Source organism: Sulfitobacter sp. 1A10359, from assembly GCF_043558145.1.
In the GTDB taxonomy this organism is placed as follows: Bacteria; Pseudomonadota; Alphaproteobacteria; order Rhodobacterales; family Rhodobacteraceae; genus Sulfitobacter; species Sulfitobacter faviae.
Genome location: NZ_JBIFGB010000003.1, coordinates 407,950 through 420,300 on the forward strand (window position 1 = coordinate 407,950; position 12,351 = coordinate 420,300).

14 protein-coding genes are annotated in these 12,351 nt (G+C 64.0%); 4 read left to right on the forward strand and 10 right to left on the reverse strand.

Translation table 11 applies throughout. The annotated features are described in order from the left end of the window. Nucleotides 1–49: 49 nt before the first annotated feature. Nucleotides 50–391 (forward strand): DUF2853 family protein, encoded by a 342-nt coding sequence (locus ACGYK2_RS10370; protein ID WP_209216928.1) that lies wholly within the window; start codon nt 50–52, stop codon nt 389–391. 251 nt (nt 392–642) lie between these two features. Here the strand turns inward: ACGYK2_RS10370 and ACGYK2_RS10375 are convergent, their stop codons facing one another. Genes ACGYK2_RS10375 through tsaD form a run of 4 tightly spaced genes read right to left on the reverse strand, consistent with a single transcriptional unit; the run spans nt 643 to nt 3,389 of the window. Continuing rightward, nucleotides 643–1,062 (reverse strand): EVE domain-containing protein, encoded by a 420-nt coding sequence (locus ACGYK2_RS10375; protein ID WP_271688658.1) that lies wholly within the window; start codon nt 1,060–1,062, stop codon nt 643–645. Then, nucleotides 1,062–1,334, reverse strand: coding sequence for a YciI family protein (locus ACGYK2_RS10380; RefSeq protein ID WP_271688659.1), 273 nt, complete (start codon nt 1,332–1,334; stop codon nt 1,062–1,064). The genes ACGYK2_RS10375 and ACGYK2_RS10380 overlap by 1 nt, the downstream gene beginning before the upstream one ends. A 1-nt stretch (nt 1,335) precedes the next feature. After that, nucleotides 1,336–2,289 carry an NAD(P)H-dependent glycerol-3-phosphate dehydrogenase gene (locus ACGYK2_RS10385; protein ID WP_271688660.1) on the reverse strand — a complete coding sequence of 318 codons (954 nt, stop codon included), beginning with the start codon at nt 2,287–2,289 and terminating at the stop codon, nt 1,336–1,338. Then, on the reverse strand, nt 2,286–3,389 hold the full coding sequence (tsaD, locus tag ACGYK2_RS10390; RefSeq protein ID WP_271688661.1) for a tRNA (adenosine(37)-N6)-threonylcarbamoyltransferase complex transferase subunit TsaD: 1,104 nt from the start codon (nt 3,387–3,389) through the stop codon (nt 2,286–2,288). Before tsaD ends, ACGYK2_RS10385 begins: the two co-directional genes overlap by 4 nt. Before the next feature lie 75 nt (nt 3,390–3,464). Here tsaD and ACGYK2_RS10395 point away from each other — a divergent pair, with 75 nt between their 5' ends. Then, nucleotides 3,465–4,163: a uroporphyrinogen-III synthase gene (locus ACGYK2_RS10395; protein ID WP_271688662.1), complete on the forward strand. Its 699-nt coding sequence runs from the start codon at nt 3,465–3,467 to the stop codon at nt 4,161–4,163. 127 nt (nt 4,164–4,290) lie between these two features. Here ACGYK2_RS10395 and ACGYK2_RS10400 read toward each other — a convergent pair whose 3' ends face one another. After that, nucleotides 4,291–4,854: a hypothetical protein gene (locus ACGYK2_RS10400; RefSeq protein WP_276154356.1), complete on the reverse strand. Its 564-nt coding sequence runs from the start codon at nt 4,852–4,854 to the stop codon at nt 4,291–4,293. On the opposite strand from ACGYK2_RS10400, the gene ACGYK2_RS10405 reads away from it, so the two are divergent. Together ACGYK2_RS10405 and ACGYK2_RS10410 are read left to right on the forward strand one after the other, a co-directional pair. Continuing rightward, nucleotides 4,823–5,767, forward strand: coding sequence for a hypothetical protein (locus tag ACGYK2_RS10405; protein WP_276154357.1), 945 nt, complete (start codon nt 4,823–4,825; stop codon nt 5,765–5,767). The genes ACGYK2_RS10400 and ACGYK2_RS10405 overlap by 32 nt on opposite strands. Nucleotides 5,768–5,777: 10 nt before the next feature. Next, nucleotides 5,778–7,283 (forward strand): heme biosynthesis protein HemY, encoded by a 1,506-nt coding sequence (locus tag ACGYK2_RS10410; RefSeq protein ID WP_271688664.1) that lies wholly within the window; start codon nt 5,778–5,780, stop codon nt 7,281–7,283. On the opposite strand, the gene ACGYK2_RS10415 is transcribed toward ACGYK2_RS10410, so the two are convergent. From ACGYK2_RS10415 to ACGYK2_RS10435, 5 genes are all read right to left on the reverse strand, one after another. Further along, the gene (locus ACGYK2_RS10415) at nt 7,273–7,722 is read right to left on the reverse strand and encodes a GNAT family N-acetyltransferase (protein WP_067268284.1); all 450 of its coding nucleotides are present in this window, start codon (nt 7,720–7,722) and stop codon (nt 7,273–7,275) included. The two genes, ACGYK2_RS10410 and ACGYK2_RS10415, sit on opposite strands and share 11 nt — an antisense overlap. A gap of 44 nt (nt 7,723–7,766) precedes the next feature. Continuing rightward, entirely contained in the window at nt 7,767–8,612 is an 846-nt protein-coding gene (nadC, locus tag ACGYK2_RS10420; protein ID WP_271688665.1) for a carboxylating nicotinate-nucleotide diphosphorylase, read from the reverse strand. A 2-nt stretch (nt 8,613–8,614) separates the two neighbouring features. After that, nucleotides 8,615–10,171, reverse strand: coding sequence for an L-aspartate oxidase (locus tag ACGYK2_RS10425; RefSeq protein WP_271688666.1), 1,557 nt, complete (start codon nt 10,169–10,171; stop codon nt 8,615–8,617). A gap of 11 nt (nt 10,172–10,182) precedes the next feature. Continuing rightward, nucleotides 10,183–11,235, reverse strand: coding sequence for a quinolinate synthase NadA (nadA, locus tag ACGYK2_RS10430; protein WP_271688667.1), 1,053 nt, complete (start codon nt 11,233–11,235; stop codon nt 10,183–10,185). A 134-nt stretch (nt 11,236–11,369) separates the two neighbouring features. Beyond that, nucleotides 11,370–12,242, reverse strand: a complete 873-nt coding sequence (locus ACGYK2_RS10435; RefSeq protein ID WP_067268280.1) for a MurR/RpiR family transcriptional regulator — start codon at nt 12,240–12,242, stop codon at nt 11,370–11,372. Nucleotides 12,243–12,351: the final 109 nt, after the last annotated feature.

The following is a 12,351-nucleotide window of genomic DNA, read 5'->3' on the forward strand; positions in this document are numbered from 1 at the left end:
CGGCCTCAGGAACCCCTGACGGGCCGAAGACACTATTGGGAGAGATTTTATGGGCAAGCGTGACGAATGGATCGCCAAATACGCCGAAGACCTGAAGAACAAATGCGGCATGGAGCCGGATATGGACCTTTTGACCAAGGTGACCATCGGTTGCGGTCCGTCGATCTATAACGCCGACGCGCAGACGGTGTCTTCCAGCGATACGGCTGAGTTGAACACCGTAAAGGACAACTTCCTGATCAAGAAACTCGGCCTGCCGGATGATGAGCATCTCATGGGCGGCATTCAAAAAGTGATCGAGACCTATGGCCGGTCTGAGCGAAACAAGTACCGCGCGGTGGTCTATTACATGCTGGTCAAACACTTCGGCAAAGAGTCCGTCTACGCCTGAAGGGCGGTGGGAAACCCTACTAAAACCTTACCTCAGACGCGCGCTTGGTTAAGCGCGCGTTTCGTTTTTGCGCGGGCTTTGACACAGTCGAAAGTTGAGTAAATCCCCGGTTTCTGCTATCTCTCTTATATCGGCCAGAGCGGCTGGTAAGAGTTACGAACATGTGTGGTGGTTATGGGAGCACATGGGGTGAGAAGGGTTCTGGCGGGGTGCCGGAACCCTTTTTCGTTTTTCCAGTGGCCGCGCCGGTATTAGGGCGCGGTCTTGCCCAAGGCGCAGATAAGCTGCCATTCCGCATCGGTCACAGGCTGCACGGATAGGCGCGAATTCTTCACCAGAACCATGTCCTCCAGCCTTGGGTCCGCTTTGATCGTATCCAAACTGACCGGCTGGTTGAACGACCGCACCGCTTTGATGTCCACACATTCCCAACGCGGGTCATCGGTGCTGCTGTCGGGATGAGCCTCGGCGCAGACTTCGACGATGCCGACGATCTCACGATCTTTCTGCGAGTGGTAAAAGAACCCGAGGTCGCCAACCTTCATCTCACGCATGAAATTGCGCGCCTGATAGTTGCGCACGCCGTCCCATTCCTCGCCCGCGTCGCCCTTGGCCTTTTGGTCGGCCCAGCTCCAAGTTGCGGGTTCGGATTTGAACAACCAATAGGCCATCAGCCGATCACCCGGTTCCAATGGGTCAGGGTCACGCTTTGGAACAAGCCGGCCTTGGCGTAGGGGTCATTCGCGGCCCAATCCTCGGCTGCGGCCATATCGGGCACGTCCAGAATGATGAGCGAACCGATCATGCCGCCTTCGGCATCCAAAAGCGGCCCAGCCTGTGCCACGGCATCACTGGACTTTAGATAGGCCAAATGGTCGGGCCGGTTTTCCTGACGGATCGGCAGGCCATCGGCTTTGTCATGGGCGATCAGGGCAACAAGCATATCATTCTTCCTTTAGGGGGCGGGTCAGCAAAGATTTCATGGCACCAGCCACATCTAACTGGTTGTCGAGCAATCCGGCAACCGCGCGGGTGATCGGCATATCGAGCGCCGCTTCGCGCGCCAGCGCATCGACGGCGCGGGCGGTCGCGGCCCCTTCGACCGTGGTCGACGGGTCAAAAGGGGTGCCTTGGCCCAGCGATTGCCCCAAACGGTAGTTGCGCGATTGCTCAGAGGTGCAGGTCAGCGTGAGATCACCAAAGCCCGAAAGCCCGGCCAGCGTTGTCGGCTCGGCCTGTAGATGGGCGGCGAGGCGTTGCATTTCCGCATAGCCGCGGGTCATCAGCGCGGCGCGGGCGCTTTCGCCCAATCCGGCCCCTATCGCGGCCCCGCTGGCGATGGCGACGACATTTTTCAGCGCCCCGCCCAATTCCGCGCCGGTGGTATCCGTGGTGCGGTAAAGCCGCAGGTTCGCCGTGGTGAGTTCCGCTTGCAGCTGTTCGCCCGCCGCAGGGTCTGCACAGGCCAAGGTCAGGGCGGTGGGCAGGCCCCGTGCGATATCGGCGGCAAAGCTGGGCCCTGTCAGGATCGCGGCGGTGGCTTCGGGAATGGTTTTTTCGATCACGCTGACCGGCCCCACGCCGCTGCTGAGTTCGATGCCTTTGCAGCAGGCGACCAAATGTTTCCCGTGAAGCGCTGCGCGATGTTCCTTTAACACGCTGCGCAGCTTTTGCATGGGCACGGCCAGCAAAAGGGTCTCGGCCTCGGCCGCTTGGGCAAGACTTTCGGTCACGCTGAGCGTCTCGGGGAAAGGGCAGCCGGGCAGGCGTTTGGCGTTCTCGCGCCGCGCGGCCATATCCCTCGCGTCACGCGCCCAGAGTGTTACCGGCCCTTTGCCCGCAAGCGAAATGGCCAGCGCCGTGCCGAATGCCCCTGCGCCGAGGACGGAGACGCTCATGCCTTGGCCCCCTTCTTGCCGCTGCCCAGCATCGACGGGCGCGCGGTGTCCAGCGGCCAGCGGGGCCGCGCAGCGAGGGTCAGGTCATCGGCATCCCGCAGGGCGGCCTGCTCTCCCGCCGCGAAGGCGATCATCGCGGCGTTGTCAGTACAAAGCGCCAGCGGCGGCGCCACGAAGGCGGCCTCTTGCGCTGCTGCAACAGTCTCTAACGCGGCACGGATGGACTTGTTTGCCGCCACGCCCCCCGCCACGCAAAGGCTCCGCGCGCCTGTCGCGGGATACTCCGCAAAGGCGCGGCGCGTTTTATGGGCCAGCACATCGACCACGGCGGCTTGGAACCCTGCCGCGAGGTCCGCTTGATCCTGCCGCGTCAGCCCGCCACGCTTTGCCACGCATTTGTCGCGCGCGCGCAGCACAGCGGTTTTCAAACCCGAGAAGGACATGTCGCAGCCCTCGCGATCCAGCAGGGGGCGCGGCAGAGCAAAGCGTTTCGCATCGCCCTCTTGGGCGCATTTTTCGATCGACGGTCCGCCTGGCTGGGGCAGGCCCAACAGCCGCGCGACCTTGTCAAATGCCTCTCCCGGGGCATCGTCGATGGTACCGCCGAGACGGTCGAAGCTTTCGGGCCCGCGTACCAGTAGAAACTGACAATGCCCGCCCGAGACCAGCAGCATCAGATAGGGATAGGGCACGTCATCGGTCAGCCGCGGGGTCAGCGCGTGACCCGCGAGGTGGTTCACCCCGTAAAGCGGTTTGCCCGTCGCCGCCGAGAGCCCCTTAGCGCACATCACGCCCGACACCACGCCGCCGATCAGCCCCGGCCCGGCGGTAACCGCGATGGCGTCGATCTGCGGCAGGCCGATCCCGGCTTCGGCCAAGGCATCCTCGACACAGTGGTCCAATTTCTCGGCATGGGCGCGGGCGGCGATTTCAGGAACAACGCCGCCAAAGTCGGCGTGCAACTCGGTCTGGCCCGCCACGACCGAGGCCAGCACCTTGCCGCGCCCGTCCTCCTCCATGCGCACCACGGCGGCGGCGGTATCGTCGCAACTGCTTTCCAAACCAAGGATCAAGCGGGTCTGAGACTGGGTAGAGGGCATGGGGGCTTTCCGTTGCAAGGCACCTGTACCGCAGGTAACACCGCTCTCACGCGCAAACAATGCCGGAGCCTTGCGATGCCGCAGCCTAGATTGCTTCTGACACGTCCCCAGCCCGGTGCCGCGCAGTTTCTGGATCGGCTTTCGCCTGCGCTGCGCGACGGGGCCGTGATCTCTCCGCTGATCGAGATTACCGCGACGGGTGAGCCTGTCGATCTTTCGCCCTATGCCGGGGTGATCTTTACCTCGGCCAATGCCGTGGCCCAAGCGCCTTTGGGGGAGGGGCGGCCTGCCTATTGCGTCGGCCCGCAGACCACGGCGGCGGCGGGCAAAGCGGGCTGGCAAGCGCAGATGGTCGGGCTGGATGCCGAGGCGCTGATCGCGACCTTGGCGGAACGCCCCCAGATCGGCCCGCTCTTGCACCTTGCCGGGCGGCACCGGCGGGCAGATATTGCCGGAATTTTAAGCGACGCAGGTCTGAAGGTGGAAACCGCCACGGTCTATGACCAGGCTCTTCTGCCGCTCTCCACCGCCGCGCAGACCCTTCTAAAGGGCCCTGACCCTGTCATCGTGCCGCTGTTTTCTCCGCGCAGCGCGCAGCATTTCGCCCGCGAGGCCGCTTCGACGGAACGGGTCATCGCCATGTCGATCAGCCGCGCCGCCGCTCAGGCGCTTGAAGCTATGCCGCTCTACGCGCATGATGTCGCCACAGAACCCACCGGCGAGGCCATGGCAGAGGCCGTTGAAAAACTATTCCGCTGCACCACCTTGCCTTGAGGGGCATAGGTATGCCGGGTAAGCTCGCCATTGCGAGTGAATGACAGGTTCAGAATCGAAAGGCGTGAGGCGTGGCAAAACCCAAGAAGACGGTCAGCAAAAGCGAAGCGGACAAGACCACAGCCGATCAGACGCCTCCCGCGGCGGACAAGGCGACCACGGCAGAGAGGGCCGAGGCCGCGAAGCCCAGCCAGACCGATGGTAAGGGGGCGGAGACGGCAAAACCCGACGCGCCGAAAACCGAAACGGGCAAGGCCGACCCATCAAAAACACCCAGCACCACGCCCACAACGGATAAAACGACAGCGAAGCCCGCCGCTGCGGCCAAACCGGACGACAAAGCCCCGGCCAAGCCCGAAAGCGCCACACCCGTTAAAGACAAGCCCGAGAGTGCCACACCGGCGAAAGAGACGAAGCCCCAGACGGCTTCGCCCAAGGACGATCCCAAGACAAGCGCCACCAGCGCTGCACCCAAGGACAAACCGGCCGCTGATCCCGCGCCCTCACGCGCCTCGGCGGCCGCGTCTAAGCCGAGCGGTAGCTCATCCAAACCCGCGCCGGAAAAGGCTGAAAAGCCAAGCGCTGCCACGTCCAAACCGACGTCCTCACCTGCATCGACCTCGGTCCCTGAGCCTGCCCCGAAAGAGCGTAAGCGCAGCGTGTTCTTCCCTATGCTGCTCGGGGGTGCCATCGCTGCGGGCCTCGGCTTTGCCGCATCGGAATATGACGTCTTGGGCACCCGGGCACAAAGCGCGGCAGAATTGCAGAGCGCGATGGAAGCGCAGCAGGCCCGCATCGCGGAACTGGAAGCCCGCGTTGAAGAGCCTGCCACCCTTCCGGAAAGCCTGCCGCAGGTCGACGCGCTGCGCGAGGAACTGACCGCCAGCCGCGAGGCCCTCTCGGCGCTGCAAAGCCAATTGGCCGAGATCGACAGCCGCCTCACCACGGTTGAAAAGCAGCCCGCCACCGGCGGTGACAATCAAGTCGCGGTCGCGGCTTTTGAGCGTGAGATGGAAGCCCTGCGCGCCTCTGTCGCCGAACAGCGCAGCGAGATCGAGAGCCTGCTGGACAACGCCCAGACCGCCGAAGAAGCAACCGCCGCCGCAGCGGAAGCGGCCCGTGCCCAGACCGCGATGACCCAGATGAATGCCGCGATCAGCGCCGGTCGCCCCTTCGAAGCGCCGCTGGCCGAGTTGCAGCAGGCCGGGGTCGAGGACATACCCGAAACCCTGCGTGAAAGCGCCGCGGGCGGTGTCGTCACCCTCGCCAATCTCCAAGCGCGCTATCCCGATGCCGCGCGGGAGGCGCTGGCCACCGCCCGTGCCGCCGTACCGGAAGAGGGCGAAGGCGGCTTTGGCAACTTCCTGAAACGTCAACTGGGTGCTCGCTCGGTCGCGCCGCGCGAAGGGACGGATGCCGATGCTGTCTTGTCTCGCGCGGAAGCGGCGGTGCGCGATGGCCGTTTGACCGATGCGCTGGCCGAGATCGACACGCTGCCAGCCCCCGCGCAGGATGCGATGGCGGAATGGCTCGCCGATGCCCGCGGGCGTCAGGCGGCTGAAACCGCCGCCAATGAACTCTCCCAACGCCTGACGGCCAACTGAGGAACGAAAAATGCTCTGGTCTCTTATTAAAATCGTTCTTTTCGTCGTGCTGGTCGCCGCTCTGGCTTGGGGCGCGGGTTTCCTGTTGGAAAGCGAAGGCGGCATTCAACTGACCGTGGCGGGCACGGAATATACCCTTGGACCGTTGCAATCGGTGATCGCCGTTTTGCTGCTGATGCTTGCGGTTTGGGTGTTGCTCAAGATCGTGTCGCTGCTCTCGGCGGTCTGGCATTTCCTGAATGGCGATGAGACGGCGCTGTCGCGCTACTTTGACCGCAACCGTGAGCGTAAGGGCTATGAGGCGCTGTCGGACGGGTTGATGGCGTTGGCCAGCGGCGAGGGACAGGTCGCGATGGCCAAGGCGGCCAAGGCCGACCGCTATCTCAAACGCCCGGCACTGACCAATCTGCTGACCGCGCAGGCGGCGGAGCTGGCGGGGGACCGCCGCAAAGCCGAGCGGACCTACCGCAAGCTGGTCGAAGACGAAAAGACCCGTTTCGTCGGCGTGCGTGGCATCATGAAGCAAAAGCTGGCTGACGGGGATACCGATACAGCGCTGAAGCTGGCCGAGAAGGCCTTCGCGCTGAAGCCCAAACACGAAGAAACCGGCGATACGCTGCTGAAGTTGCAGGCCGAAAAGCATGACTGGACCGGTGCGCGCGGCACCTTGCAGGCCAAGTACAAAAACGGCCATCTGCCACGCGATGTGCACAAACGCCGCGATGCGGTGCTGGCGCTCTCCGAGGCGCGCGAGGTCATCGACGAGGGCAACAGTGTCGAGGCCCGCGAGGCCGCGATTGAAGCCAACCGCCTGTCGCCTGATCTGGTGCCCGCCGCCGTGATGGCCGCGCGCAGCTATATCGCGCAGGACAAGCCCCGCAATGCTTCCAAAGTGCTGCAAAAAGCGTGGAGCGTGCAGCCGCACCCCGATCTTGCCGCCGCCTTTGCCGAGATTCAGCCGGATGAGACACCGCCCCAGCGGATCAAAAGGTTCCGCGCGCTGACCAAATCTCAGCCCGACCATCCCGAGACCAAGATGCTGCTGGCCGAACTGCACATCGCCAACGAAGACTTCCCCGAAGCGCGCCGGGCGCTTGGCAATCTGGTTGAGACCGATCCTTCGGCCCGGTCCGTCACCCTGATGGCGGCGATCGAGCGGGGCGAGGGCGCGCCGGACACCGTGGTCAAAGGCTGGCTGACACGCGCGCTGAACGTCTCACGCGGGCCGCAGTGGATTTGCGAGAACTGCCACCACATCCATGCCGAATGGGTTCCGATCTGCGAAAACTGCAAGAGCTTTGACACCCTGGAATGGAAAACTCCGCCGCTCTCGGAAGTTGCCATGCCGAGCGGTGTTCAAATGCTGCCTCTGATCGTGGGCGCGCCGGAAACGACGCCGACAGAGGGGGCGTTGACCACGCGGACGGAGGATATCGAAGAAGCGGAACTGGTGACCGAACCGGAAAAGCCGACCGATCCCGAGACGCCCAAGAAAGCGCCGGACCCTACAGCTTGATGTCGTAGGTGACCCAGTTGGTCCGGGTGGCCAGCCTGTCATAAACACCACGGCCGCGGTAGTTATCCTCGGCCGTGATCCAGCGGACAAGGCTCCATCCGCGTTTCTGGGCGATCTTTTTCACCTCTCCGATCAGCGCATCGGCAGCCCCGCTGCCGCGGGCTTCGGGGGCCACGAAAAGATCGTCGAGGAAACAGCCCGTCGCCGCAGCAAGCGGTCGGGCGAAATGCCGGAAATGGGTCAGTCCGATCACCCGCCCTTCGGCATCTTCGCAGACCAGCCCTTCGACCTCGGTCAGCGGATCATGCAGCCAAGACCAGACCCGCGCGCGCATCTCCGGCGTCTGCTCGACTTTATAGAATTCGGCATAGCCTTGATAAAGCCGCTCCCAATCGGCGCGGTCATGGTCTCTTACGGTTCGGATGGTAAGGTCGGACATGGCGGGCTCCCTTCGCTGGTTGCGCGATCTTTGCCCCAGTTGGTTCAGAAATCCAGCCCAAGGTCCAGCGTTGTCGCAGAATGTGTGAGCGCGCCCATAGAGATATAGTGCACCCCCGTCGCCGCGACCTCGGCCAAGCGCGGCAGGGTCATGTTGCCCGAAGCCTCCAGCACGATGCGCCCCTGTGCCATCTCGACCGCCTGCGAGAGCGTCGGCGTACCCATATTATCCAACAGCACCACATCCGCGCCGCCTTCGTCCAAGACCTCTTGAAGCTGCGCCAGCGTGTCGACCTCGATCTCGACCCGGATCATATGCGAGGCATTGGCCTTGACCGCCTGCAACACAGGCCGGATGCCCCCGGCGGCGGCGATGTGGTTGTCCTTGATCAGGATCGCGTCGGAGAGGGAGAAGCGGTGGTTGAACCCGCCGCCGTGCAGTACCGCCTGTTTCTCGACCATGCGCAGCCCCGGCGTGGTTTTGCGGGTGCAGGTGATCCGGGTCTCGGTGCCCTTCGTCTCGGCCACGCAGGCCGCTGTCAGGGTGGCGATGCCCGAGAGCCGCCCGGCGAAATTCAGCGCCACACGTTCCGCCGAGAGGATCGCGGCGGCGGAGCCTTCGATCTCCATCAGCGTGTCGCCTTTGGCGATCCTGCTGCCGTCTTCCTTCAGCGTGCGCACCTCAAGCGTCGGGTCGACAAGGTGGAAGGCCAGCCGCGCGATCTGCATGCCAGAAACGACCCCCTCGGCGCGGGCGCGCAGCCGGGCGGTATAGGTCGTGCCCTCGGGGATCACGCTGCGGGTCGTGACATCGCCATAGGTGCCGAGGTCTTCCATCAAGGCGGCGCGGACCAGCGGCTCAAGGATCAGGTCGGGCAGGGCGGTGGTCATCTTCAGGCGTCCTCGGGGTTGGTGCGGTAGGCGGTGGCCTCGGCCAATGTCATGAAGCTGCGGGCGGCTTCGGGGCGTGTTTCGGGATAGTCCGTGCGGCAATGCGCGCCCCGGCTTTCGCGCCGGGCGAGGGCGGCGGCGGCGATCAGCGTCGCGGTGGCGGTCATGTTTTGCAACTGGGCACAATCGGGTTGCGCCGCTTCAATCTCGGCGATGGCCGTCAAGGCGCGGTGCAAGCCCGCCGCATCCCGCAGCACGCCGACCTCTGCGGTCATGGTTTGGCGCAGACGGGTGACGAGGGTCTCGTTCGGTGTCTCGCCAGCAGACAACTCCGGCAGCTTCACAACATCATCACCGCCCGCCTCGCATTCCTCAAGCATGTCCTGCGCCGCGCGGCGGGCAAAGACCAGCGCTTCGAGCAGCCCATTGGAGGCCAGACGGTTCGCGCCGTGCAGCCCGGTCGAAGACGCCTCTCCGCAGACCCAGAGCCTAGTGAGGCTTGAGCGGCCATGCGCATCCGTCGCGACGCCGCCCATATGGTAATGCGCCGCGGCGGCGACGGGGATGGGCTGGGTTACCGGGTCGATGCCATTGCGCGCGCAAGCGGCTGCGACGGCGGGGTAGTCGGTCAGCACCGCCGCGCCCAAGGCCGCGCGGGTGTCGAGCATGGGGCGCAGCCCCGCTTGGGTCTGGGCAAAGATCGCGCGGGCCACGACATCGCGCGGGGCAAGCTCGGCAAGGGGGTGAACCGCCTCCATAAAACGCGCGCCTTCGCGGTTGATCAGATGGGCCCCGGCCCCGCGCAGTGCTTCGGTCGCCAAGGGCGCGGGGTCTTCGCCGCAGTCGATGGCGGTCGGGTGGAATTGTACGAACTCAGCATCGGCAATGAGCGCGCCCGCCCGGGCGGCCATGCCGATCACCTGCCCGCGAATGCGGGCCGGGTTGGTGGTCAGCGCATAAAGCCCGCCAGAGCCGCCGCCCGCCAGCAAGACCCCCGCGCCGCGCAGCATCACGGGGGCGGAGCCTTCGGGCCGGGCCAGTTCGACCTCGACCCCGGTGACCTTGGTGCCGTCACTTTCCAAACCGCGGGCTAGCACCCCTTCGAGCACTTGGATCGAGGGTGTTTCGCGCACCTTTTCGATCAGGGCGCGCATGATCTCGGCCCCCGCTTGATCGCCTTGCACGCGCACGACGCGGGCAAAGCTATGTGCGGCCTCGCGCGACATGACATAGCCGCCATCGGCGCTGCGGTCGAAGGCGGTGCCGAAATCCGTCAGGGCGAGGATATGGGCCCGGGCCTCATCCGTTACGGTGGCGGCGACGCGCGGCTCGACCGTGCCCGCCCCCGCTTTGATGGTGTCGAGCGCATGGGCCTCGGGGCTGTCGGCCTGCGCCATCGCGGCGGCCACGCCGCCCTGCGCCCAAGCAGAACTGGCCCCAGACCCCAAAGGATCGGGCGAGATCAGCAAAACCGGGCGCGGCGAAAGACAAAGAGCGGCATAGAGCGCGCCCAGACCGGCCCCAACGATGATGATCCTGCCGGTTGTGATCTGCTCCACGCGCGCGCCCTTCAGAGGCCGAGTTCGCGGGAGAGGTCGATCATCCGTTGCACGGCCACCCGCGCCTTGCTGGCAACCTCGGCCTCTACCTCGACGGCGCCGGACATCGTGTGCAGCGACCAGAGCACCTTTTCCAGCGTGATCTTCTTCATGTAGGGGCACATGTTGCAGGGACCGACGAAATCGACCTCGGGCAATTCATCGGCGATGTTCGAAGCCATGGAGCATTCGGTGACCAACATCGCCTTGGCGGGTTTTTCGCGGTGCACATAGTCGAGGATCCCGCTGGTCGAGCCGGAGAAATCCGCCTCCGCCACCACGTCGGGCGGGCATTCCGGATGCGCGATGATGCGGGTGTCGGGGTTCCACTCGCGGTAGTCGGCGATATCTTTTGCGGTGTAGCGTTCGTGCACGATGCAGGCGCCGTCCCACCAGACGATGCGCTTTTGCGGCACCTGTTTGGCGATGTTCTGGGCAAGGTATTTGTCCGGCGTCATGATGATCGTCTCTGCCTCAAGCGCAGCCACGATCTGCGCCGCGTTCGACGAGGTGCAGCAGATGTCCGACGCCGCCTTCACCTCGGCCGTGGTGTTGACGTAAGTGACAACCGGCGCGCCGGGATATTGCGCGCGCATCTGCGCCACGCCCTCGGCGGTGATGCTTTCGGCCAGCGAGCAACCCGCTTCCATGTCGGGGATCAGCACGGTTTTCGCGGGGTTCAAGATTTTCGAGGTCTCGGCCATGAAATGCACGCCGCATTGCACGATGACATCGGCCTCAACCTCGGTCGCCTTGATGGCGAGTTGCAGGCTGTCGCCGACGAAATCCGCGATGCCATGGTAGATGTCGGGCGTCATGTAATTATGCGCGAGGATGACCGCGTTGCGCTCTTTCTTGAGCTTGTTGATCGCGGCGACATAGGGCGCGTGGATGGCCCAGTCGGGGGGCGAGATCACGCGGTCCATCCGGGCGTAGATATCGGCCATTTCAGCCGCCAGCGCTGGCGATGGCGCGAGGTCATAATGGCGCTCAAGTTCGCTGGGCGAAAAGATTTCATCACGCATGGTCGGTCCCCCTCCGGCCTTGGCGCGTGTCACGGCACCGCGCTGGACACCACACCCGGCGTGCTGGCCATAGACGACTGGCGGGGTTTGGGCAAGCCAATACCCTTTATGACAAGGCGTTGCTTGCTGGGGGCTTAGGTGAATTTGCGGAACAAACGGGTCTGGTCGAACATGTCTTCCAGCCGTTCGGCGCGGTCCTTTGTATCGGCCCAGTTGATGTCTTGCATGGCCGAGATCACGCTCTCTACCAGCAGCAGCGTGGCCGCCGCGCTGTCCCAAGCCGAGGGCGCGACAATCCGGCTGGAGAAACAGATATCGGCAAGGCTATGCACCGGAGAGCGCCATTGGTCGGTGAAGAGGATGATCTTGGCACCCCGCGCATGGGCCATCTCCGCCAGTTTCAGCGTGTTGTTCTCATAGCGGCGCACGTCGAAAATGACGAAGACATCGCCTTCCCCCACGTCCAGCAGGTAATGCGGCCAAGCGTTTGATGTAGATTGGATATGTGTCACTCGGGGGCGGATGATCTGGGCGTGGAGGAACAGATATTCGGCCATGACATGGGTGATGCGCCCGCCCACGATATAGAGCGGATGCGCAGTATCGGCGATCATGGCGCAGGCGCGGTCGAAGGTGGCAGGCTCGATCTGGCCCAACGTGTGGCGGATGTTGTCGATCACCGCATCGGTGAACCGGTTCAACACATGGCCCGAGGGCGCGCCTTCGGTCCAGTTGTCATGTTTGGCGATGGGGTTCTTGGCCTTGGCCTTTAGCTCTTCGCGCAGCTCGTTCTGAAATTCGGGATAGCCCTTGAACCCCAGCTTTTGCACCATCCGCGCCACGGTGGGGGTTGAGACATTGGCATCCTTCGCCAGCGCCGTCAGCGGGCCTAGGCCGGAGGCGGGGTAGTTTTCCAGAATCGAATGGGCGAGCTGCCGTTCCGCACGGGTTAGCCGGTCCAACTCTTGCTGGATACGGTCGGAAATGGTCAGCGTCGGTTCAGCCATGGATGCCCCTCTTTTGACGAGTAATAACACAAACTGAACGGCGTTGTAATAAATTTGACATTATTCTGTTGACAGAAGCCCCCCGCCCGAATGAGGTTTGAACTAATTG

What these genes read in the sequence shown, in the direction of transcription:
- nadA (WP_271688667.1), bottom strand. Translation starts at nt 11,235, where the DNA reads ATGCGTGATGAAATCTTTTCGCCCAGCGAACTTGAGCGCCATTATGAC.
- tsaD (WP_271688661.1), bottom strand. Translation starts at nt 3,389, where the DNA reads ATGCCCTCTACCCAGTCTCAGACCCGCTTGATCCTTGGTTTGGAAAGC.
- ACGYK2_RS10400 (WP_276154356.1), bottom strand. Translation starts at nt 4,854, where the DNA reads ATGGCACCCCCGAGCAGCATAGGGAAGAACACGCTGCGCTTACGCTCT.
- ACGYK2_RS10375 (WP_271688658.1), bottom strand. Translation starts at nt 1,062, where the DNA reads ATGGCCTATTGGTTGTTCAAATCCGAACCCGCAACTTGGAGCTGGGCC.
- ACGYK2_RS10370 (WP_209216928.1), top strand. Translation starts at nt 50, where the DNA reads ATGGGCAAGCGTGACGAATGGATCGCCAAATACGCCGAAGACCTGAAG.
- ACGYK2_RS10410 (WP_271688664.1), top strand. Translation starts at nt 5,778, where the DNA reads ATGCTCTGGTCTCTTATTAAAATCGTTCTTTTCGTCGTGCTGGTCGCC.
- nadC (WP_271688665.1), bottom strand. Translation starts at nt 8,612, where the DNA reads ATGACCACCGCCCTGCCCGACCTGATCCTTGAGCCGCTGGTCCGCGCC.
- ACGYK2_RS10385 (WP_271688660.1), bottom strand. Translation starts at nt 2,289, where the DNA reads ATGAGCGTCTCCGTCCTCGGCGCAGGGGCATTCGGCACGGCGCTGGCC.
- ACGYK2_RS10415 (WP_067268284.1), bottom strand. Translation starts at nt 7,722, where the DNA reads ATGTCCGACCTTACCATCCGAACCGTAAGAGACCATGACCGCGCCGAT.
- ACGYK2_RS10380 (WP_271688659.1), bottom strand. Translation starts at nt 1,334, where the DNA reads ATGCTTGTTGCCCTGATCGCCCATGACAAAGCCGATGGCCTGCCGATC.
- ACGYK2_RS10435 (WP_067268280.1), bottom strand. Translation starts at nt 12,242, where the DNA reads ATGGCTGAACCGACGCTGACCATTTCCGACCGTATCCAGCAAGAGTTG.
- ACGYK2_RS10395 (WP_271688662.1), top strand. Translation starts at nt 3,465, where the DNA reads ATGCCGCAGCCTAGATTGCTTCTGACACGTCCCCAGCCCGGTGCCGCG.